We start from the raw sequence: 19,434 nt of genomic DNA on the forward strand, positions 1-19,434 counted from the left end.
ATATCACCGTAACCCATTGGTTTCGATCGTGAAATGTACCGATTTGGCCACGATCACGTGCTGTAACGCGATATCGTGGCTTGCCCTTACCCGTTTACCCAGGGGGTTAGCCCATGGGATCGCGCGGCCGATCCATCCGGCTCAGGATCTACTTCCTGGTCGCCATTCCGCTGCTCACGATGCTCGGCCTGTTCGGGTACGTGACTTACACGTCCGTCACCAACTGGCTGAACCTGGACCGGGCGCCAAGCCTGATCCAGGCGACCTCCGAGCCGCTGACGAACTTCGTCAACCTGCTGCAGGGCGAGCGCCGCGCCGCGGTCGTCTACCTGTCGCAGCCGAACGCGGCCAGCCTGAACAGCTTCCAGAAGGCCGTGGGCGTCACCAAGCAGGGTGCGGAGCAGCTCCAGGTCGCGCTCGACTCCCCCGGGACCAAGAACAGCTCTACCCCGGAGGAGACCGCGGCCATCGTCAAGATGACCGGGCAGATCAACAGCATGACCAAGCTCCGCGCCGGGGTGGAGGGCAAGCAGCTCGCGCCGCTCGACGCGCTCGCGGCCTACACGAACATCATCGCCGGGCAGGGAGCCGTGCTGCAGGCCGAGGCGAGCAGCATCACCAGCGCGGCGCCCGTGCTCCAGGGCCTTGGCCTGATCTCCGCGGTCAACACCCAGGAAGACGTGTCCGAGCAGGACGCGATCATGGCGAGCGCGCTGGCGAGCGGGTCGCTCAGCGGCCCCGACCGGGTGGCCTTCAGCAACGCCGTCGGTCGTCTGGAGGACGACACGATGACGTACCAGGAGCTGTTCACTCCCTCCGAGCTCGCGACCTACAACGCCATGCTGAACAAGCGAGCGCCGTCGGCGGTACAGAAGAACCTGGTGACCATCCAGGAGGCCGTGCCGGCCGGGATCTCGCTGAGCGACATGAAGGCGCAGGGCCTGAACTCCGTCATCTGGCAGGGCATGACCCACACGTGGCTGAAGGCGGCAAGCAAGGCGGGCACCACCACCGCGACCGCGGTGCTCGAGGCCAACGCGCAGCCGGCTATCGACGCCAAGCGCCGCGTGTGGATCCTGTCCATCGCGGGCGCCGCGGGCCTCATCCTCACCCTGCTCGTCTCGCTGCTGCTCAGCCGGTCCATCAACCGCCGGCTCAGCACGCTGCGCCGGTCCGCGATGACCCTGGCGGAGGAGCAGCTCCCATCGGTGGTCGCCCGGCTGCGCCGCGGCGAGTCCGTGGACGTCGCGGCCGAGGCGCCGCCGCTGCGGGTCGGCAGCGACGAGATCGGCCAGGTGGGCCAGGCGATCGACGCCGTGCGGCAGACCGCCATCAGGTCCGCCATCGACGAGGCCAGGGTCCGGCAGGGCGTCAACGACATGTTCCGAAACCTGGCAAGGCGTAACCAGTCGCTGCTCCAGCGCCAGCTCACTGTCCTCGACGAGATGGAGCGCGGGGCGACCGACCCCGACGTGCTGGAAAACCTCTTCAAGATGGACCACCTCACCACCCGGATGAGGCGGCACGCGGAGGGCCTCATCATCCTCTCCGGTTCGCCGCCCGGCCGTTCCTGGTCTGCGCCGGTCAAGCTGATCGACGTGATGCGCGGCGCGGTCGCCGAGGTCGAGGACTACGCACGGGTCGCCGTGTCCACCCAGTCCCGCGCGGCGCTCGCCGGGTCTGCCGTCACCGACGTGATCCACCTGCTCGCCGAGCTGATCGAGAACGCGACGACCCTGTCGCCGCCGTTCACGCAGGTCCGGGTGAGCGGCGAGGTTGTCGCCAACGGGTTCGCCATCGAGATCGAGGACCGCGGGCTCGGCATGACGCCGCAGCGCGTCTACGAGCTCAACGAGCGACTGGCCAACCCGCCGGACATCAACCCGGCCAACACCGAGCAGCTGGGCCTGTTCGTCGTCGGCCAGCTCGCAAGGCGGCACGGGATCCACGTCACTCTGCGCCCGTCGCCGTACGGCGGCACCACCGCGGTCGCGCTGATCCCGCCGACGCTGATCGTGACGGAGGGCCCGGCGGCAATCACGACGGGCGGCCCCGCGCAGGCGTCCGGCTCGTACGGCAACGGCTCGTACGGCAATGGCTCGTCAGCGAACGGCTCGTACGGCAGCGGCCCCTACGGCAGCGGTTCCTACGGCGCCGAGCCGCAGGGTGCCGGGACCAACGGCAGCGGGCCCTACGCCGCAGGCTCGTACGGCGCGGGCACCGGCTCCTACGCCACCGCCGGCGGATCCAGGCCTGGCGGCCCCGCCGCCAGCGGATCCAGGCCCGGCGGCCCGCGGCTCAGGGACACCGGCGAGGTGCGCATACCCAAGACCCCCGCCGCAGGCAACAGATGGCCGGTCGCCGGCAACGACGGCTGGGCCACCGGCCGCGGGTCAAGCGGCGCGCCGCACACCCCCGAGGCCCCGGCCGCACCCGGGGCCTACGGCAGCGGCTCCGGCCAGGCCTGGGGGAGCTACCCGTCAACGGGTCCGGCCGCACCGCAAGACACGGGGTACGCAGACCCGGGATACTCCGAGCCGGCATACAGCGAGCCGGCCGACCCGCCGATCCGGATCTCCGGAGCGCTCAGGCACCCGGGGAACGAGGCGGGCACCGGCAGCTTCAGCAGCTTCAGCGCGGGTGAGGTGCCGGTTGTCACCGGCGTGCCTGTCACCAGGCAGGCGGCGTCCCAGGCGCCTCAGGGGTCTCCGTTCGACGTCTTCACCCCGATCCGCCGGCCCGGACAGGACGGTGCGCCGTCCGGTGGCGCGTACGAGAACGCCTACCAGGACTACGGCGCCGACAGCTCCTACGGCACCACCGAGTCCTACGGCACCACCGAGTCCTACGGCACCACCGAGTCGTACGGGAACACTGGTGCGTTCGGGAATTCTGAGCCTTTTGGGAACAATGTGGCCACCGACGAGAGTTTCCAGCGGGGAGAACCTGCCGGCAGCGGCTCACCTGACTCGACGGGGCTGCCGCGTCGCGTCCGGCAGGCGAACCTCGCACCGCAACTTCGTGCCTCAACGGGTGCAGCGGGCTCACAGGCACCGACCGCAGTTCCCCCGGCGAGCGCGGCGTCGCTGACGGACATGCGCAACACGCTGTCCGCCATGCAGCGCGGCTGGCAGCAGGGCCGGTCACAGACGCAACGGGACACGGAGGCCGGAACCGATGAATAATCAGCGATACGGAGCGAGCCAGCTGGACTGGCTGCTCGATGACCTGGTGACGCGGGTTCCGCACATCACGCGGTCGGTGTTCCTGTCGCAGGACGGCCTTCACCTTGGCGCGTCGCGGGGCATGGACCAGGCCGACGTGGAGCACCTGGCCGCGCTGGCCGCCGCGTTCCAGTCGCTCGCGCGCAGCGCGAGTCACCAGTTCGGCGGCCAGGCACGCCAGTCCATCATCGAGATGACGTCTGGCTTCTTCATCGTGTGCGCGGCCGGCCAGGGCACGTGCCTGGCCGTCCTCACCACGACAGAGGCTGACATCGGCCAGGTGGCGTACGAGATGGCGATCCTCGTCCAGCGCACCGGCGACCACCTTCAGGTCAATATGCGGACTCGTTCCGCGTTATCTGGCACCCTAGGGACAGGCAGTCATGCCATCGAACGACGAATGGTGGCTCGACGCTGAGGCAGGCCCGGTTGTCCGGCCTTATGCTCTGACAGGAGGCCGTACGCGGCACTCCGGTGAGGCTTTCGACCTGGTCGCCACGGTGACCGCGACCCAGGCAAGGGTCGCGGACCCGGGCAGCCTTGGCCCCGAGCACTTTTCTGTGCTGCAGCTCGTGCAGGTGCCGGTGACGGTGGTGGACATCGCTTCCGACGTCGACCTGCCGCTAGGCGTGGTCCGCATCCTCCTCGGGGACCTGCGTGAACTCGGTCTTGTGCTCATTCAGGCGCCGATCTCGATGAAGGCGCGCCAGGTAGACAGGAATACGCTCAGGGAGGTGCTACATGGCCTACGCGGGCTATGAGGCAACCAGCGGGCCGGCCCGCCGCCACCGCGCTATCAAGATCCTGCTCGCTGGCGGGTTCGGCGTGGGCAAGACCACGCTCGTCGGCGCGGTCAGCGAGATCAGGCCGCTGCGCACCGAAGAACCGCTGACCGAGAGCGGCAAGCACGTCGACAGCATCGCCGGAGTCGAGCGCAAGACCACGACCACGGTCGCGATGGACTTCGGGCGCATCACGCTCCGCGACGACCTGGTGCTCTACCTGTTCGGCACGCCCGGACAGGAACGGTTCTGGTTCATGTGGGACGAACTCGCGCTCGGCGCACTCGGCGCCGTCGTCCTCGCCGATACCCGCAGGCTCGCCGACTGCTTTCCCGCGATCGATTACTTCGAGCGCAGGGACATCCCGTTCATCATCGCCCTCAATGTCTTCGAAGGCTCACGCCGTTACTCGACCGAAGATGTCCGGGTGGCGCTTGACCTGGATCCGAGCCTGCCGATCATCATGTGCGACGCGAGGTCGAGGGAATCGGCGAAGGAAGTCCTCATTACCCTGATCGAGCACGTGCTTTCCGTGGCAGACCAGCCAGTCCCGCGATAAGTCAGCTTCAACGGAACGGGTTCGTTCGCTGCCCCGCCGCCCGTCGCACCGCGGCGGGCGGCGGCGCTATGAGCGCAGCACCGCCCAGACGGCCTTGCCGTGACCCTCGATTGGTGACCAGCCCCAGACGTAGCTGAGCGCGCCGACGATCTGCAGCCCTCGGCCGCTCTCGCCGGTAGCGCTCGGCGGCTTGGGCGTGGGTGCCTCGTCGCTTGGATCGGTGACGGCGAGCATCACCTCGCCGATTCGCCGCAGCAGGCACAGCCGGAGCACAGGCGAGTCCGCGCCAAACGAGATGACCGGCGCCATCGTGCGCAGCCCGTGCCTGACCGCATTGCCGACCAGTTCGGCGATGATGAGCTCGGCGTCGTCCGAGAGATAGCTAAGGCCCCAGCAGGTGAGCAGCTCCCTGACGAACTGACGGGCGGTCCTTGCCTCTTCAGGGACGGGACTGAGCGCCCGGCTGGTCACCGCGGGCGTTTCCCACCAGGCCGAGGGGACCGGGAGAAACTGCGGAGGGGACGCGGGAAGGGCCGGGATGGGGACGACTACGTCGTCGTCATCATCCGGCTCCCACGTAGCAACCCTCAGGTGAGCCAAGGCAACCGCTTTCTGCATCGTCTTGGGGGTTAGAACCGTGTCTATCGCAGTATGTGAGCTATGCCTCGCTTATATGGTGCCTGACATGGCGTGCAGATGCAAGACCGGATGCACGTTCAAACACGCAAGCGCCGGATGAACGTGCAAACGTAGCGTGCATCCGGTTGCAAGCTAGCGGCGATCATGACAGCGCATCTCATGCAATCGTAAATGCACGTGCATTCAATCGGGTGCAAGTGGCATACTCGGAATTGCGCTCACGCGCGTAAGGCCAGTCCATGCACGGCGCGAGTTCTCCAGTCCAGTAACAACCCCGGATCAGTCACTGGAAGGAAACATGAGCAACGCATATAACGGCATGCCGGCCGGCGAGCTCACAGACGTCACCTGGCAGAAGAGCAGGCACAGCAACCCCAACGGAGCCTGCGTCGAGGTGGCTCACCTACCGGGCGGCGAGATCGCCGTACGCAATTCCCGGTTCCCTTCCGGCCCCGCGCTCGTCTATACGCCGGCGGAGATTGCCGCGTTCCTGGCGGGGGCCAAGGACGGCGAGTTCGACCACCTAGCCTGAATTAGCCGAAGGGCGACCCCCTCAGCATCGGCCAGGGAGCATCCGCGTCGCGTCGCGGGTTAACGAACAGGCCGTTTGTCCGAGTGAGCATGAGACGCACATGCGGTCTGTGCAATTGTCCGCGCATCCACTTCCGTAATGCCATGATTACATGGGAGACTACTGACCCATACTTGTGGCCATCGCCTCACGCGGGCGGACGAGGAGTCGCGATGCTGTCGCCCGAGGAGGACTCCGCCTGGGAGGCTCCGAAGTCGCTGTTCGGCCCGCGCGCGAAGGGTCCGACGGTGCAGCGCCTCGTACTCGGCGGGCACCTGCGGCGCCTGCGCGAAGAGTGCGGAATGACAACCGAGCGCGCCGCGCTGTGCATCCGCGGCTCTCACTCGAAGATCAGCCGCATGGAGCACGGCCGGGTCGGGTTCAAGGAGCGGGACATCGCCGACCTGCTGACCCTGTACGGAGTCGAAGCTGGCGACGAGCGCGAGGCACTGCTCGGGCTCGCCAGGGAGGCGAGCACCCCCGGCTGGTGGCAGGGCTACACGGACATCTTGCCGCACTGGGTGGAACCGTACTTCGGGCTCGAGGCCGCGGCATCGTCCATCCGCGAGTACGAGCTTCAGTTCGTTCCCGGGCTGCTCCAGATCCCCGAATACGCTCAGGCGGTCATCCGGCTCGGCAACGCGCCGTCCGAGGATGAGGTCGGCCGCCGCGCCGAGGCCAGGATGTCCCGCCAGGACATTCTGCACAGGGACAACCCGCCGAAGATCTGGGCGGTGCTCGACGAGGGCGCGCTGCGCCGGGTCATCGGCGGCCGTGAGGTGATGAGGGCGCAACTGCGGTACCTGATCGAGATGTGCGACCACCCGGCGGTCACGCTCCAGATCCTGCCGTTCTCCGCGGGCGCGCACCGGGCGCTGGGCGGCCCCTTCACGATCCTGCGGTTTGCCCAGCGCGACCTCAGGGACGTCGTCTACATCGAGCAGCTGACCAGCGCCTTGTACCTGGACAAGCAGACCGAGGTCGACGCCTACCTCCAGGTGATGGAGGAGGTCTGCCTCCAGGCGGAGCCGTCCGCCAAGACACCCGGCATCCTCAAGGCCGTTCTCGAGGCCCTGTAGTCAGCAAACCTGCGGCCCCGCACGGTAAACCGTGCGGGGCCGCGCGCTGTGCTCTTGCGGGCTATGCCTCGGGGGCGAGAGTCGCGGTGCTCCGCGTCAGGGTCTCCTTGCGGAAGAAGGCCGGCATCGCGAACCTGACCCAGATGCCCGCGATGAGCCCGGCAATCGCCGCGACGAAGGCGATCGTGAACGCGCCGCCGATGTACCAGTGCGGCCAGAACGGCATCAGCCAGGACGTGTAGCTGTTTCCTGTCGCGTAGTCCCAGTCAGCCCACAGCGCCCAGCCGCCCGCCGCGTACATGATCAGGCCGCCGAGGGCCGGGAGGATGCCGCGCATCCAGAGATTCCGCTGGCTCTCCCGCAGCGTCTTGCGGTAGTACCAGGCACAGGCGAAACCGGTGAGCCCGTAGTAGAACGCGATGTACAGGCCGATCGCGGTCACCGCGTCGGAGATGACAAAGCCGTGCGACACGTAGTTGAGCGCGAGGTAGAGCAGTGCGGAGATCACGCCCATCGTGATCGTGGAGACGGTGGGCGTGAGGTAGCGCGGGTGCATCTTCGCGAAGGCCTTCGGTAGCGCCTTGTACGTAGCCATCGACAGCGTGGTGCGGGCGGTGGGCAGAATGGTCGTCTGGGTCGAGGCCGCCGCCGAGGTAAGCACCATGAGGATCAGCAGCCGGGCCAGGAACAATCCGATCCCGTGGGCGCCGAAGACCGCATTGCCGAGCACGGAGATCACGTCGCCGGTGTTGGCGCTGTTGCCGAGCCCGATGCCCGTGGTCCCGATGCCGGCGAACGACTGTGCCGCGAAGATTACCAACACGTAGGTGACCAGGAGGATGACCGTGGAAAGGATGGCGGCACGTCCCGGCGTCTTGGTCGGGTCCTTGGTCTCCTCGTTGACCGCCACCGCGGTGTCCCAGCCCCAGTAGATGAAGAGCATCAGGATGATGCCGCTGACGAAGCCGGAGAAGCCGCCCTGCATCGGGTTGAACCAGGACCAGGCCGGGGTGATGGACTCGGCGGGGTGATTCCCGGTCCCCACCCGGACCAGCGCCGTCACCGAGAAGACGGCTAGCATGACGAGCTCGATGCTCAGCAGCACCCGCTGGAACGCGGCGGAGACCTCGATGCCCCGGTAGCAGATGTACGTCATCGAGGCGATCCACGCCAGGCCGACCAGGAGCACCCAGCCGCTTGTCGGGTTGCTGCCGATGCCGTCCGCGCCGAAAAGCAGGAACACGTACTGCCCGGCGACCTGCGCCAGGCTGGCCATGACGAGAATGTCCGCGGCGACGATCGCCCAACCGCCGGCCCATCCTGTCCTCGGACCGAAGGCCCGCGTGCCCCAGGTGAAGGTGGTGCCGCAGTCCGGGTCCGCCTTGTTCAACTCGCTGTAGCCGATCGAGGTAAGGAAGATCGGGATGAAGGCGATCATCGCGACGATGGGCGAGCCGAGCCCGACGACGGCCACCATGAAGCCGAGCGTCGCCGCCAGGCTGTAGGCGGGGGCGGTAGAGGCCACTCCCATCACGGTGGTCGACACCAGCCCCAAGGCGCCTGACTTCAGGCCCTTGTCTACCTGCTGCTCCACAGCGCCTGGGTGCGCATTTTCGGCGGTGGCCATGGGTCACGCTCCAGCATCTACGCTAAGCAACGATTTCCTAGCACATAGGTACCCAACACGGGTCTTTCCGTCACCCGATCGGGCGCGAACCTTCGGAACCAGCACCACACCCGCGGGCTCGACAGCTCGGAATCGCCATAGTACGCCGACCACCCTGCGTAGCGACTGGCCGACCAGGCCGTAGTCGCCTGGATTTCCTATTTTTACGACCGGCTATGAGAGTTATCGTTCGATTCAACCGGATACCGGTGACTCGTTAATCGAGCGTACATCTTAGCCAACTTGCGCAATTCAGCCCCCCGTGATCCTTCGCCTTCTATTAGCTCTCTGGTCATTTCTCAGTCGCCGAGAGATCACTTTTCCGCCATTATGCGTTCCCTTGTCCCCCAGCGTCATGCCAGGCAGAGTCTTGATCGGCATGTCCGCCTGACCTGCGCACCGGGACCGCGCGGGACCTCCAGGACGGGCAGCAAAATGGAGGCAGGAATGCGAAAACTCAGCAGGCTGGTCGCGGGCGCCGTGACGATGGCCACCGCGGCCGCCCTTGTGGCGGGCACGGTGGGCACCGCGTCGGCCGCGCCGAATGACCCCCCGAAGGGCGTTGCCCCCAAGGCCTTTGACATTGTGGCCGTCGGGTCCAACACCACCCAGTACGTGCTCGACGCGCTCGCCCAGAAGTACGACGCGGGCATCGGGACCAGGCACAGCGCGGCGCACCCGTACGTCTACAGCTGGGACGCCGTGCCGCTCGGCACGTCCGCGAGCGTGGTCACGCACATAAAGCCGAAGGCCGGCTGCGCCACCATCGTCCGGCCGAACGGCTCGGGCGCCGGCGTCAAGGCCCTGGACACTACCCAGGTCATCAAGTCGGGCGGGGTTTCCTATCCCTGCGTCGACTTCGCCCGCTCGTCCGGCGGCCGCAAGCCGACCGACCCGAAGTTCGGCCCCGGCGGCATCGCCTTCGTCGCGTTCGCCCGTGATGCGATGACATGGGCGACGCGGTCCGCGGCCAAGGGCGGCTCTGACGCGCCCAAGTCGCTCAACCTCAAGCAGCTCCAGGGCATCTTCAGCTGCAAGATCACCAACTGGAAGCAGGTTGGCGGCAAGAACGGCGCCATCAAGGTCTACCTGCCTCAGCCCGGTTCTGGAACGCTCTCGTCGTGGGAGAAGTTCATGAACATCACCACGCTCGGCAGCTGCGTGAGCCAGGCACCCGAGGAGAACGAGGGCGGGTACAAGGGCTTCAACAGCCCGAATGCGATCTTCGCCTACTCGATTGGCGCTTACGTCGCGCAGAAGTACCACTCGGCCGGCTGCCACTCCACCCCGACCGGGACGCAGAACAAGTTCGGCTGCAACGTGACCGGCGTGCTTCAGCTCAACCCGATCACCGGCATCTCGCCGCTCACCACGGCCAAGGTTCCCACGATCAACCCGAAGTTCCCGAGCAACTTCTGGCGCACGGTCTACAACGTGGTTCCTTACACCGTCGGGACCTCGGACCACATCAGCAAGAAGCTCGAGGGCATGCTCGGCAAGAATGGCTTCCTCTGCAAGAGCGGCACGGCGAAGGCCATCATCAAGAACTACGGCTTCGTCCCCTACGCGTTCTGCGGCATCACCTCCTGAGTTAGCTAGCGCGAACCTGCTGCCTGGTCCCCGACCCGGCAGCGGGACGACGAGAAGGCCCCTCGCCGATGGCGAGGGGCCTTCTTCGTACCACTACTACCAGTTTCCAGACCGATTTAATAGGTAAATTCACCATCGTCGGTTACGTGGCGCTCGCCGAGGACGCCGTCACCTGGGCGGTCAGGGACGTCGCAGCCAAGGGCCAGACTGTCACCTACGCGCCGAAGAGCCTCACTCTGGCGCAGCTCAAGGCCATCTTCCTGTGCACCGCCACCACCTGGGGCCAGGTCGGCGGCACCAAGGGCCGGCCGATCAAGCCCTACCTGCCGCAGACCGGTTCCGGCACTCTCTCGTTCTGGCTCAAGGCGCTCGGCATCACCACGGCGGGCAGTTGCGTGAACGAGAGCCTGGAGGAGAACCAGGGCCTGTCCAAGCAGTTCAACAGCCCCAACGCGATCTTCATCTACTCGGTCGGCGACTGGATCGCGCAGAAGTACAACTCGCCGCTCCCCGGCCGCAAACCCGCCGCCGGGCAGAACGCCTTCGGAACCGACCAGGTCGGCTACCTCGGCCTCGGCAAGATCAACGGCGTGTCCGCGCTCACCGTGGCAAAGGTGCCCGCCATCAACAAGGGCTTCCGGGTGACCGGCTTCACCAGGACCCTGTACGACATCGTTCGCTACCAGGCCAAGGGCGACCACGTCCCGGCAAACCTCGACCGGATCCTCGGCCGCGCCGGCTACTTCTGCCACAACACCACCGCGACCAAGGCCATCGAGAGCTACGGCTTCCTCCCGGCGCTCACCTGCGGCAGCGTTTCCTAAGGCCCCAGACAGGCCCGGCACGTGCGACTGCGGCCCCCGTTTCTGGGGGGCGCAGTCGCACAATTTGTTACTAGACCTATCAAGATGGCTTAAATAGGGATTGTTTCCCTGTTGTTCATCTTCTGCTCGAAATCCGTACATTGCGGAGAACCACGCTGGTCCCGCCTATCAGGAACTATTGACGGGCGCTGCCCGCAGGTGGTGCGCCATAAGGAAGGAGCGGGGGGATATCGCCATGCCCGCTGAGCGCCCTGTCAACGCGCCGCACGCGACCGATCAGGATACGCCGCGCACCATCGTCGCCCGCCCATCCACCGGTGACAAGATCTTCCGCGCCATTTTGCGCGCCTCCGGCTGGTCCGTCTTCGTCATCACCGGGATGATCCTGCTCCTCCTGATCCTTCGGGCGAGCAAGGCCTTCAGCTTCAGGAGGTTCGGGTTCCTGACCACCCAGAACTGGATCATCTATGACCCGCAGCATTTCGGCATCGCCGCGATCCTGCCGCTCGGCATCCTCATCGCGGTGATCGCGATGATCATCGCGGTGCCGACGGGCATCGCGGTCGCGCTGTACATCTCCGAGTACTCACCGCACGCCCTGCGCAAGCCGCTGATCGCGGTGATCGACCTGATGGCCGCGATCCCGTCGATCATCTTCGGCGTGTGGGGGCTGCTCTTCCTCGAACCGCGCATCCTCGGCTTCGACAGCTGGCTGGGCAGGCACCTCGGCTGGATCCCTGTGTTCAGCTTCCGGCTCAGCACGTCGACGGCGTCAAACTACGCGACCTCGACGTTCATCGCCGGCGTCGTCGTCTCACTGATGGTCATCCCGATCGTCACGTCGCTGTCGAGGCAGGTGTTCTCGCAGGCTCCGCAGGGCGAGCGCGAGGGCGCCTATGCGCTCGGCGCCACCCGCTGGGGGATGATCCGCACGGTCGTCCTGCCGTTCGGCCGCGGCGGCGTGATCGGCGCGTGCATGCTCGGTCTCGGCCGGGCGCTCGGCGAGACGATTGCCGTCACCCTGATTCTCTCCGCCACCTTCCGCTTCAACTTCCACGTGCTCGAGACCGGCGGCAACTCGATCGCCTCGACGATCGCCAACGAGTACGCCTCCTTCCCCAACGCGGGCTCCATGGGGCTGTCCGCGCTCATGGCCGCCGGCCTCGTGCTTTTCGGCATGACCCTCATCGTCAACACCCTGGGAGCGATCGTGATCGGCAGATCCCGGTCCGGGCTGGCCACGGGCTGACAGGTGGCCACCGACATCGATAGCGCGCTCGGCACTGCCGCCGCGCCTCCCGGCGAGCCGGCGCCCGACGCGCCGATCCGGATCAGGGAGATCACCGCCGAGGGCACGCTGACCATCCTGGGGGCTGCGGCGGCCGCGCTTGCCCTCTGCTGGGTGCTCTACGAGCGCGTGCTGCCCTTCACCGGCGTGCTCGGCTTCTGGCTCTGCTGGTACGGGCTCTTCCTGCTCTGCTACGCGGGCGTGGCCTCACTCCAGTGGAACCGGCTCGCCGTCAGGGACCGGGTGGTCTCTGTCGGGCTCACCACCGCGGGCCTGCTCGCCACCGCCCTGGTCATCGACCAGGTGGGCTACACCCTGGTACGCGGACTCACGGTGGTCAACCGCACCTCCTTTTTCACCGAGTCCATGGTCAATACCGCGGCGCTCAGCCCGATCTCGAGCGGTGGCATCGGGCACGCGCTCGTCGGAACTCTTGAGCAGCTCACGCTGGCCACGCTGCTGTCGGTCCCGCTTGGCATCGCCGCCGCGCTCTACCTGGCCGAGGTGGGCGGCCCCGGCGCCCGCCCGGTACGCACCCTGGTGGACGCCATGACCGCGCTGCCCGACATCATCGCGGGCCTGTTCGTGCTCGCGTTCTTCGTGCTCACCGTGGGGCTGCCGAAGAGCGGCTTCGCCGCTGCGATCGCGCTCGCCGTGACGATGCTGCCGATCGTGACCCGGGCATCGGAAACCGTGCTCCGGATCGTGCCAGGGACGCTGCGCGAGGCGTCCTACGCGCTCGGCGGCAGCCAGTGGCGCACCGTGCTCATGGTGGTGCTGCCGACGGCCAGGTCCGGCCTTGCTACCGCCGTAGTCCTCGGCATGGCCCGGGGTATCGGCGAGACCGCGCCGGTGCTGCTCGTCTCCGGCTACTCCAACGCATACAACTGGAACCCGTTCAACGGGTGGCAGACTAGCCTCCCCCTCTACATCTACAACGAGATCCAGAAGCCTGAGCTCGCCGATCACGCCAGGGCCTTCGGCGGCGGCTTCGCGCTCATCGCGCTGGTGCTCGTGCTGTTCACGATCGCGCGCCGCCTCGGCGGCGGCGCGCCTGGCGAGCTGACACGCCGCCAGCGCCGCAAGCTCGAGCGGCAGGCCGCGCAGCGGGTGGCCGCCTTGCGCCTCGCGCCGCCGACGGGAAGGACGGGCCGATGAGGAGGCTGCTCGCCATCGCGGCGACCGCGGCAGGGATGGCGATGATCGCCGCGGCGCCGAGTGCGGCGCTCGCCAGCGGCGCCAAGACCGCGGCGGCCGCCACCCCCGCGTGGTCGAGCGCGTCCCCGACGGCCGGCGGCACCGCCACCGGCACGGCTACCCCGAGCACCTCGCCATCGGGCTCCGCGACGGCGACCGCGACATCAACCACCACGGCGACGCCAACCAGCACGCCGACGCCGTCCGCGACGAAGACCAAGAAGCCCAAGCCAACACCGACACCGACGCCGACCAAGACGAAGAAGAAGCCGGCCAAGAAGCCCAAAAAGGTCAAGCACCCGGCGGGCAGCACCACGGTGACCGGGCCGTACATGTATGTGCCGAACACCGACGACTCGCACTACAAGACGGCGAGCACGGTGACGGTCAGCCAGGTGAAGGGCCTTGTCAACCAGATGGTGCAGGTGAGCTGGACCGGGTTCACCCCGTCGAGCGAGCTCACCTACGAGAACACGCAGACGGACTACCCGGTGATGCTCGCCGAGTGCAAGGGCACCAACCCGAAGTCACCCGACGACTGCTACGACGCAACGAACGGCGGCGAGCCTGCCGCGTTCGGCAAGTACGGTCCTGGCAACACGTCATACTCCACCACGACGGCCCAGGGCACCGGCAAGGCGGACATCCTGCTGTTCACCAACGTGCAGAACCAGTTCCTCGGCTGTAACGCGACCACTCCCTGCTCGCTGGTGGTCGTGCCGAGCCAGGGCGGCGACAGCCTCGACTTCGCCAAGCCGAAATGCGGCAACCACAGCCTGGATGTCGGAGGCACCGACCTGGGCCAGTACGCGTTCTCCGAGGCCAAGAGCGCGGCATTCACCCCCAACGGCTTCTGCTCGTGGTCCAAGCGGATCGTGATCCCGCTGACCTTCGCGCGCACCCCTAGCGGCTGCCCGCTACGGGCCGCCGACATCACGGCGGGCGGCTCGCCCATGCTCGCTACCGCGATGCAGCAGTGGCAGGCGGGCTTCTGCTTCGGCAGCAACCCGGTCGAGGTGCAGTACAACGGCTCGCTGAACGAGAGCGAGGCGCGGAGCTACTTCCAGTCGGGCGTCGACGACATCGCCTTCACCACCCAGCCGCTGACCGGGGCGGCCAAGACCAAGTACGCGTACGCCCCGGTCGCGATAACCGCGACGGACGCCGGCTACTGGGTGGACAACACCACCACCGGCCAGCCGTTCACCAACATCAGGCTGGACGCCCGGCTGCTTGTCAAGATGCTGACCACCTCCTACTCGTACACGAACGACTCGTGCCCCAACGGCGGCAGCTCCGCCTTCGGCTGCGACAACGCGGTGGACAACAACCCGCAGAACCTGTACGCGGACCCGGAGTTCAAAAAGCTGAACGGCTCGTCCATCTGGCAGAACGCTTCACAGCCGTCCGGCTACGAGATTCCGATCGTGCTTTCCGGCAACAGCGACATGACCTGGGAGACGACGAGCTGGATCGCCTCCGACTCGGACGCCTCCGGCTTCCTCGCCGGGCAGTTCGACCCCTGGGGCATGCACGTCAACACCTACTACCTAGGGCTCAAGTACCCCATCACCGGCTTCCTGCCGATGGACCCGTACATGCCCGTGTCCAGCCAGGACGCCCCGGTGTACCCGCTGACGCTGCTCGCCAACGACATGGCGCTCAACCAGCAGCCGGGAACGCAGGACGTCAAGGACCCCACCACGGGGAACTTCGACTCGCTGCCGCCCCAGATCAACGGGAACCGTGACCTGTGGTCGGTCATCGACAACGCCGACGCGGCCCGGTTCCTCATCCCGGCGGCCGCAATCAAGAATGCCGCAGGCAAATACGTCACGCCGACCGCCGCCTCGATGGCCGCCGCGGTCAAGGACATGACGGTCAACCCTGACGGCATCACCCGGTCGATGAACTACACGGCCAAGGACCCGATCGCCTACCCGCTGACGATGATCATCTACGCAATCGTTCCCACCAGCGGGATCTCAAAGGCCAAGGCCAAGGCCATCGCCACGTTCCTCGACGACATCGCCACCACGGGCCAGACCGGGGGCACCGCACCCGGTCAGCTCGCCGCTGGCTACCTGCCGCTGACGCAGGCGCTGCGCGAGCAGACGCTGAAGGCGGCCGACGCGGTGCTCAACCAGACGGGCAGTCCCAAGCCGAAGCCCAAGCCGTCCGCTTCCGCGTCCCCGTCCGCCTCGCCGTCGGCAGCGTCTCCGTCCGCCTCACCGTCGGCGTCGGCAAGCCCGGCGGCAAGCTCGATCGTCGTCTCGTTCAGCCACCCGGCCGCCACCGGGATGTCCTGGGTGGTGCTCGCCCTGCTCGTCGGGGGCGCGGTGCTCCTCGTCACCGGGCCGGCCGCGCTGGTGCTCGGCAGTCCTGAGGCGCGTGCCGCGCTTGGCGCCGGAGGCCGCAGGATCGGACGCATGCGCCCCAGGCGCGTTCGCGTCACCATCAGAAAGAGGAATCCATGATCAGGTTTCCGGCCCGGTGGCAGGGGCCGCTCGCGGTCGGCGCCGCCGCGGCGATGGCGCTGCTCGCGCTGACGACCACCGCGTCGCCCGCGTCCGCTGGCACGTACGCCACGCTGTCCGGCTCGGGATCCTCCTGGGCCGCCGTCGCGCTCGATCAGTGGGCGCAAGACCTCCAGTCGAACGGGCTGACCGTCAACTTCAACGAGGACGGCTCCGCGGCCGGGCGCGGCGACTACATGCAGGGCAGCCAGGTTGACTTCGCCGCGTCCGACCCGCCCTTCCGTAACGGCGCCGACGAACTCGCGAACACCGGCGCGGAGATTCCGTCCTACGGCTACTCCTACATCCCCGACGTGGGCGGCGGCACGGCGTTCATGTACCACGTGACGGTGGGCGGTCACCAGATCACCAACCTGCGCCTGTCCGGCGATACGATCATCAAGATCTTCACCGGCCAGATCACCAACTGGGACGACCCGGCGATTACCAAGGACTACGGCGCGCAGCTGCCGAACGAGCCGATCATCCCTGTCGTCAGGTCCGACGGCTCGGGCGCGACGTTCTTCTTCACCCGCTGGATGGCACACGAGTTCCCGCAGCAGTGGGACGCGTTCTGCCAGAAGGTTCACCCGGGTATCAAGCTGCCGTGCCCGCAGACGGAGTTCTATCCCCAGTTCGGCAACGTCAAGCTGGAGAGCGGTTCCAACGCGGTCTCTGTCTACATCACCTCGAGCTACGGCGAGGGCGCCATCGGGTACGACGAGTACGCCTATGCGCTGAACGCGCACTGGCCGGTGGTCGCAGTGGAGAACGCCGCCGGGTACTACGTGCTGCCCACGGCCTCCAACGTGGCCGTCGCGCTCACCCAGGCCCAGATCAACGAGGACCAGACCAGCAAGGACTTCCTGCAGCAGAACTTGGACAACGTTTACAACTACAAGGACCCGCGCAGCTATCCGCTGTCCAGCTACAGCTACCTCATCGTGCCGACCACGGCAGGTAAACAGCCGCCGATCTTCAACAGCGAGGTCGGCAAGTCACTGTCCACGTACATCAACTTCTACCTGTGCCAGGGGCAGCAGCAGGCCGCCGCGCTCGGCTACTCGCCGCTGCCCATCAACCTCGTTACCGGCGCGTTCCTGCAGGTCAACAAGATCCCGGGTACTGTCGGCGCACCCGACATCCACAGCTACGGCACCTGCAACAACCCCACGTTCGTCAACGGCCAGGACATCCTGCTCAAGCAGGCACCGTACCCGAATAAGTGCCAGAAGGCCGGCTCGCCGCTATCCTGCACGACTGCGAGCACCACACCGTCGGGAACAAGCTCGCCCTCGCCCGGCGCAACCGGCCAGGCGTCCGCCGCGGCCACGAGCAGCGCCGGGAGCGGCAACGGGACGGGCAGTGGAACTGGTAGCGGAAGCGGGTCCGGCTCGGGAGGCGGAGGCAGCGGCGGAACCACGGGCAACGCGCTGAATACCGACATCACCGGCTCGGTCATCAACGTGCCGGGCAGCGGCGCCGACCGCATCCTGCTCGCGGTGATCACGGCTCTCGGCGTCGCGGCGGCGGTGGCCGCGCCGCCGTCGGTGGCGGCGTACCTGCGCCGCAGACGAGGACGGTAATCCGGTGACCGCGCCGACCACCAGCCCGCCGGGGCCGGGCCTGCCCGGCCCGGCGGTCAGCCGCGCCGGAGCGCGGCCGCGCCAGTCGGACACGATCGTCCGCTCGGCCGGCCTGACGCTGACCCTGCTCGCGGTGCTGATCCTCGGGTTCGTCGGCTACCTGTACTTCCTGTCGGGCCTGCAGGAGGCCCGGGCGCAGACGACCCTGTTCGCCACCATGCGCGGCGAGCTCGGCCTCGCGCTGGCGCCGACCGGCCCGGTCATTCCCGGCCACCCAGCGAGCCCGGCATCCCTCGCCGCCGCGCCCGGCGATCCGGTGGCACTGCTTTCCGTGCCCGCGATCGGGATCAGCAACATGGTGGTAGTCGAGGGAACAAGCCCGGAGAACCTCACCGCCGGTCCGGGCCATCTGCGCGACACCCCGCTTCCCGGCCAGGGCGGCGTCTCGGTGGTGTTCGGACGGCGAGCGACGTTCGGCGCGCCGTTCGAGCGTCTTCCGCAGCTGGCGAAGGGCGACACGATCGCCACGACCAGCAGCCAAGGCGTGGCCAACTACCAGGTGATCGCGGTGTCCGACAGCAGCAAGCCGGTCCCGTTCAGCCAGTTGCCGAACCAGCTGCTGCTGGTGACCGCGGACTCGCGGTTCGCGCCCGCGCACTACATCGAGGTCGAGGCGAAGCTGGTGAACGTGGTGGTGGCAGACGCGAAGAGCACCACGCCGTTCCAGTCATCCGGTTACCTGCCATCGGTCAGCGCCGCTGAGACCGCGCTCGGCCGCGACTCCTTTGCGCTGATCTCCGCCATGGCCTGGGCGATCGCTCTGGCCGCCGCCGCGCTCGCCGGCAGTTTCCTCGCCGCCAGGTGGGCCCGCTGGCCCGCCTGGGTGGTCGCCGTACCGGTGCTCCTCGCCATCGTCTGGAACCTGTACCAGAGCCTGTCAGCCCTCCTCCCAAATCTGCAGTAGGGGAATCCGATGACTGAAACCGCCTATCCGAAGACTCAGCCGCTTGAGTCTCCGCTTTACGGGCTCGAGGCGCGCCGGGTGTCGGCCTGGTTCGGCAAGCACAAGGTGCTCGAGCGGGTCACCCTCGACATGCCGCCCGGCAGCGTGACCGCGCTGATCGGCCCGTCGGGCTGCGGCAAGTCCACGTTCCTGCGGATACTCAACCGGATGCACGAGATGATCCCCGGCGCGCAGCTGTCCGGTGAGGTGCTGCTCGCCGGGCAGGACATCTACCACGCGAGCCAGCGTCCGCAGCATGTCCGCAGCCGGATCGGGATGGTGTTCCAGAAGCCCAACCCGTTCCCCACCATGTCGATCTACGACAACGTGCTCAGCGGCCTCAGGCTGGCCGGCATCAAGGTGCGGGACAAGGACTCGCTCGTGGAGTCCTGCCTGCGCCGGGCCGGGCTGTGGGACGAGGTCCGCAGCCGCCTGTCCACCCCGGGCGGCGCGCTGTCCGGCGGCCAGCAGCAGCGGCTGTGCATCGCGCGGTCGCTTGCCGTGTCGCCCGACGTGCTGCTGATGGACGAGCCCTGCTCGGCCCTGGACCCGACTTCCACTCGCCGCGTGGAGGAGACCATCGCCGAGATCTCCAGCCAGGTCACGATCGTCATCGTCACGCACAACATGCAGCAGGCCCAGCGGGTCTCGCACTACTGCGCGTTCTTCCTCGCCGGCGCGGGCGAGCCGGGCGGCATTGTCGAGTCTGGCACGACCGAGCAGCTCTTCGGGGACCCGCACGATCCTCGTACGGCGGATTACGTCCACGGCCGCTTTGGTTAATGCGCGAAATGCCCCATGCAAATAATAATTGCGTCACGCAATTAGTCTTGACATTGGGATAGCGGGTCTGGTGCAGGCCGCAACGCTGGTCTTACCGTGTGCACAGGCGCAACTGGCACGGCAAGGA

Annotated in this window: 16 protein-coding genes; 14 read left to right on the plus strand and 2 right to left on the minus strand. The window is 67.3% G+C overall.

The window, feature by feature from the left end; all coding sequences use genetic code 11:
• Positions 1–113 precede the first annotated feature (113 nt).
• From EAS64_RS08100 to EAS64_RS08115, 4 genes are read left to right on the plus strand one after another with little or no spacing between them, the layout of a single operon-like run.
• A complete protein-coding gene (locus EAS64_RS08100) occupies positions 114–3,185 on the plus strand; it encodes a sensor histidine kinase (protein ID WP_145852003.1) in 3,072 nt (1,023 codons plus the stop codon).
• A complete protein-coding gene (locus EAS64_RS08105; protein ID WP_145852005.1) occupies positions 3,178–3,642 on the plus strand; it encodes a roadblock/LC7 domain-containing protein in 465 nt (154 codons plus the stop codon). The genes EAS64_RS08100 and EAS64_RS08105 overlap by 8 nt, the downstream gene beginning before the upstream one ends.
• Entirely contained in the window at positions 3,608–3,985 is a 378-nt protein-coding gene (locus tag EAS64_RS08110) for a DUF742 domain-containing protein (RefSeq protein ID WP_145852007.1), read from the plus strand. Before EAS64_RS08105 ends, EAS64_RS08110 begins: the two co-directional genes overlap by 35 nt.
• Positions 3,966–4,565, plus strand: a complete 600-nt coding sequence (locus tag EAS64_RS08115; protein WP_145852008.1) for a GTP-binding protein — start codon at positions 3,966–3,968, stop codon at positions 4,563–4,565. The genes EAS64_RS08110 and EAS64_RS08115 overlap by 20 nt, the downstream gene beginning before the upstream one ends.
• Positions 4,566–4,631: 66 nt before the next feature.
• Here EAS64_RS08115 and EAS64_RS08120 read toward each other — a convergent pair whose 3' ends face one another.
• Positions 4,632–5,036, minus strand: coding sequence for an ATP-binding protein (locus tag EAS64_RS08120; RefSeq protein ID WP_187365759.1), 405 nt, complete (start codon positions 5,034–5,036; stop codon positions 4,632–4,634).
• Positions 5,037–5,502: 466 nt separating this feature from the next.
• Between EAS64_RS08120 and EAS64_RS08125 the strand changes: the two genes are divergently transcribed.
• On the plus strand, positions 5,503–5,736 hold the full coding sequence (locus EAS64_RS08125) for a DUF397 domain-containing protein (protein ID WP_145852011.1): 234 nt from the start codon (positions 5,503–5,505) through the stop codon (positions 5,734–5,736).
• Between the two features lie 212 nt (positions 5,737–5,948).
• Complete coding sequence (locus EAS64_RS08130; RefSeq protein WP_145852012.1) at positions 5,949–6,854, plus strand: Sco1979 family transcriptional regulator; 906 nt, start codon at positions 5,949–5,951, stop codon at positions 6,852–6,854.
• A gap of 61 nt (positions 6,855–6,915) precedes the next feature.
• Here EAS64_RS08130 and EAS64_RS08135 read toward each other — a convergent pair whose 3' ends face one another.
• Positions 6,916–8,481, minus strand: coding sequence for an APC family permease (locus EAS64_RS08135; RefSeq protein WP_145852014.1), 1,566 nt, complete (start codon positions 8,479–8,481; stop codon positions 6,916–6,918).
• 486 nt (positions 8,482–8,967) lie between these two features.
• On the opposite strand from EAS64_RS08135, the gene EAS64_RS08140 reads away from it, so the two are divergent.
• From EAS64_RS08140 to EAS64_RS08175, 8 genes are all read left to right on the plus strand, one after another.
• Complete coding sequence (locus tag EAS64_RS08140) at positions 8,968–10,110, plus strand: substrate-binding domain-containing protein (protein ID WP_187365760.1); 1,143 nt, start codon at positions 8,968–8,970, stop codon at positions 10,108–10,110.
• Positions 10,111–10,256: 146 nt separating this feature from the next.
• Complete coding sequence (locus EAS64_RS08145; protein ID WP_187365761.1) at positions 10,257–10,934, plus strand: substrate-binding domain-containing protein; 678 nt, start codon at positions 10,257–10,259, stop codon at positions 10,932–10,934.
• A gap of 235 nt (positions 10,935–11,169) precedes the next feature.
• A complete protein-coding gene (gene pstC / locus EAS64_RS08150; protein ID WP_145852019.1) occupies positions 11,170–12,183 on the plus strand; it encodes a phosphate ABC transporter permease subunit PstC in 1,014 nt (337 codons plus the stop codon).
• Positions 12,184–12,186: 3 nt separating this feature from the next.
• Positions 12,187–13,380: a phosphate ABC transporter permease PstA gene (pstA, locus tag EAS64_RS08155; protein ID WP_145852021.1), complete on the plus strand. Its 1,194-nt coding sequence runs from the start codon at positions 12,187–12,189 to the stop codon at positions 13,378–13,380.
• Positions 13,377–15,896 (plus strand): hypothetical protein, encoded by a 2,520-nt coding sequence (locus EAS64_RS08160; RefSeq protein WP_145852023.1) that lies wholly within the window; start codon positions 13,377–13,379, stop codon positions 15,894–15,896. Before pstA ends, EAS64_RS08160 begins: the two co-directional genes overlap by 4 nt.
• Positions 15,893–17,521: a substrate-binding domain-containing protein gene (locus tag EAS64_RS08165; RefSeq protein WP_145852024.1), complete on the plus strand. Its 1,629-nt coding sequence runs from the start codon at positions 15,893–15,895 to the stop codon at positions 17,519–17,521. The genes EAS64_RS08160 and EAS64_RS08165 overlap by 4 nt, the downstream gene beginning before the upstream one ends.
• Before the next feature lie 4 nt (positions 17,522–17,525).
• Complete coding sequence (locus EAS64_RS08170; RefSeq protein ID WP_145852026.1) at positions 17,526–18,485, plus strand: sortase domain-containing protein; 960 nt, start codon at positions 17,526–17,528, stop codon at positions 18,483–18,485.
• Between the two features lie 9 nt (positions 18,486–18,494).
• A complete protein-coding gene (locus EAS64_RS08175; protein ID WP_145852028.1) occupies positions 18,495–19,307 on the plus strand; it encodes a phosphate ABC transporter ATP-binding protein in 813 nt (270 codons plus the stop codon).
• Positions 19,308–19,434: the final 127 nt, after the last annotated feature.

The organism is Trebonia kvetii, assembly GCF_007827045.1.
Lineage (GTDB): Bacteria > Actinomycetota > Actinomycetes > Streptosporangiales > Streptosporangiaceae > Trebonia > Trebonia kvetii.

Excerpts from the sequence above, each read along its gene's own strand:
- EAS64_RS08130 (WP_145852012.1), top strand. The coding sequence starts at position 5,949 with ATGCTGTCGCCCGAGGAGGACTCCGCCTGGGAGGCTCCGAAGTCGCTG.
- EAS64_RS08110 (WP_145852007.1), top strand. The coding sequence starts at position 3,608 with ATGCCATCGAACGACGAATGGTGGCTCGACGCTGAGGCAGGCCCGGTT.
- pstC (WP_145852019.1), top strand. The coding sequence starts at position 11,170 with ATGCCCGCTGAGCGCCCTGTCAACGCGCCGCACGCGACCGATCAGGAT.
- EAS64_RS08165 (WP_145852024.1), top strand. The coding sequence starts at position 15,893 with ATGATCAGGTTTCCGGCCCGGTGGCAGGGGCCGCTCGCGGTCGGCGCC.
- EAS64_RS08100 (WP_145852003.1), top strand. The coding sequence starts at position 114 with ATGGGATCGCGCGGCCGATCCATCCGGCTCAGGATCTACTTCCTGGTC.
- EAS64_RS08105 (WP_145852005.1), top strand. The coding sequence starts at position 3,178 with ATGAATAATCAGCGATACGGAGCGAGCCAGCTGGACTGGCTGCTCGAT.
- EAS64_RS08125 (WP_145852011.1), top strand. The coding sequence starts at position 5,503 with ATGAGCAACGCATATAACGGCATGCCGGCCGGCGAGCTCACAGACGTC.
- EAS64_RS08140 (WP_187365760.1), top strand. The coding sequence starts at position 8,968 with ATGCGAAAACTCAGCAGGCTGGTCGCGGGCGCCGTGACGATGGCCACC.
- EAS64_RS08115 (WP_145852008.1), top strand. The coding sequence starts at position 3,966 with ATGGCCTACGCGGGCTATGAGGCAACCAGCGGGCCGGCCCGCCGCCAC.
- EAS64_RS08160 (WP_145852023.1), top strand. The coding sequence starts at position 13,377 with ATGAGGAGGCTGCTCGCCATCGCGGCGACCGCGGCAGGGATGGCGATG.
- EAS64_RS08175 (WP_145852028.1), top strand. The coding sequence starts at position 18,495 with ATGACTGAAACCGCCTATCCGAAGACTCAGCCGCTTGAGTCTCCGCTT.
- EAS64_RS08135 (WP_145852014.1), bottom strand. The coding sequence starts at position 8,481 with ATGGCCACCGCCGAAAATGCGCACCCAGGCGCTGTGGAGCAGCAGGTA.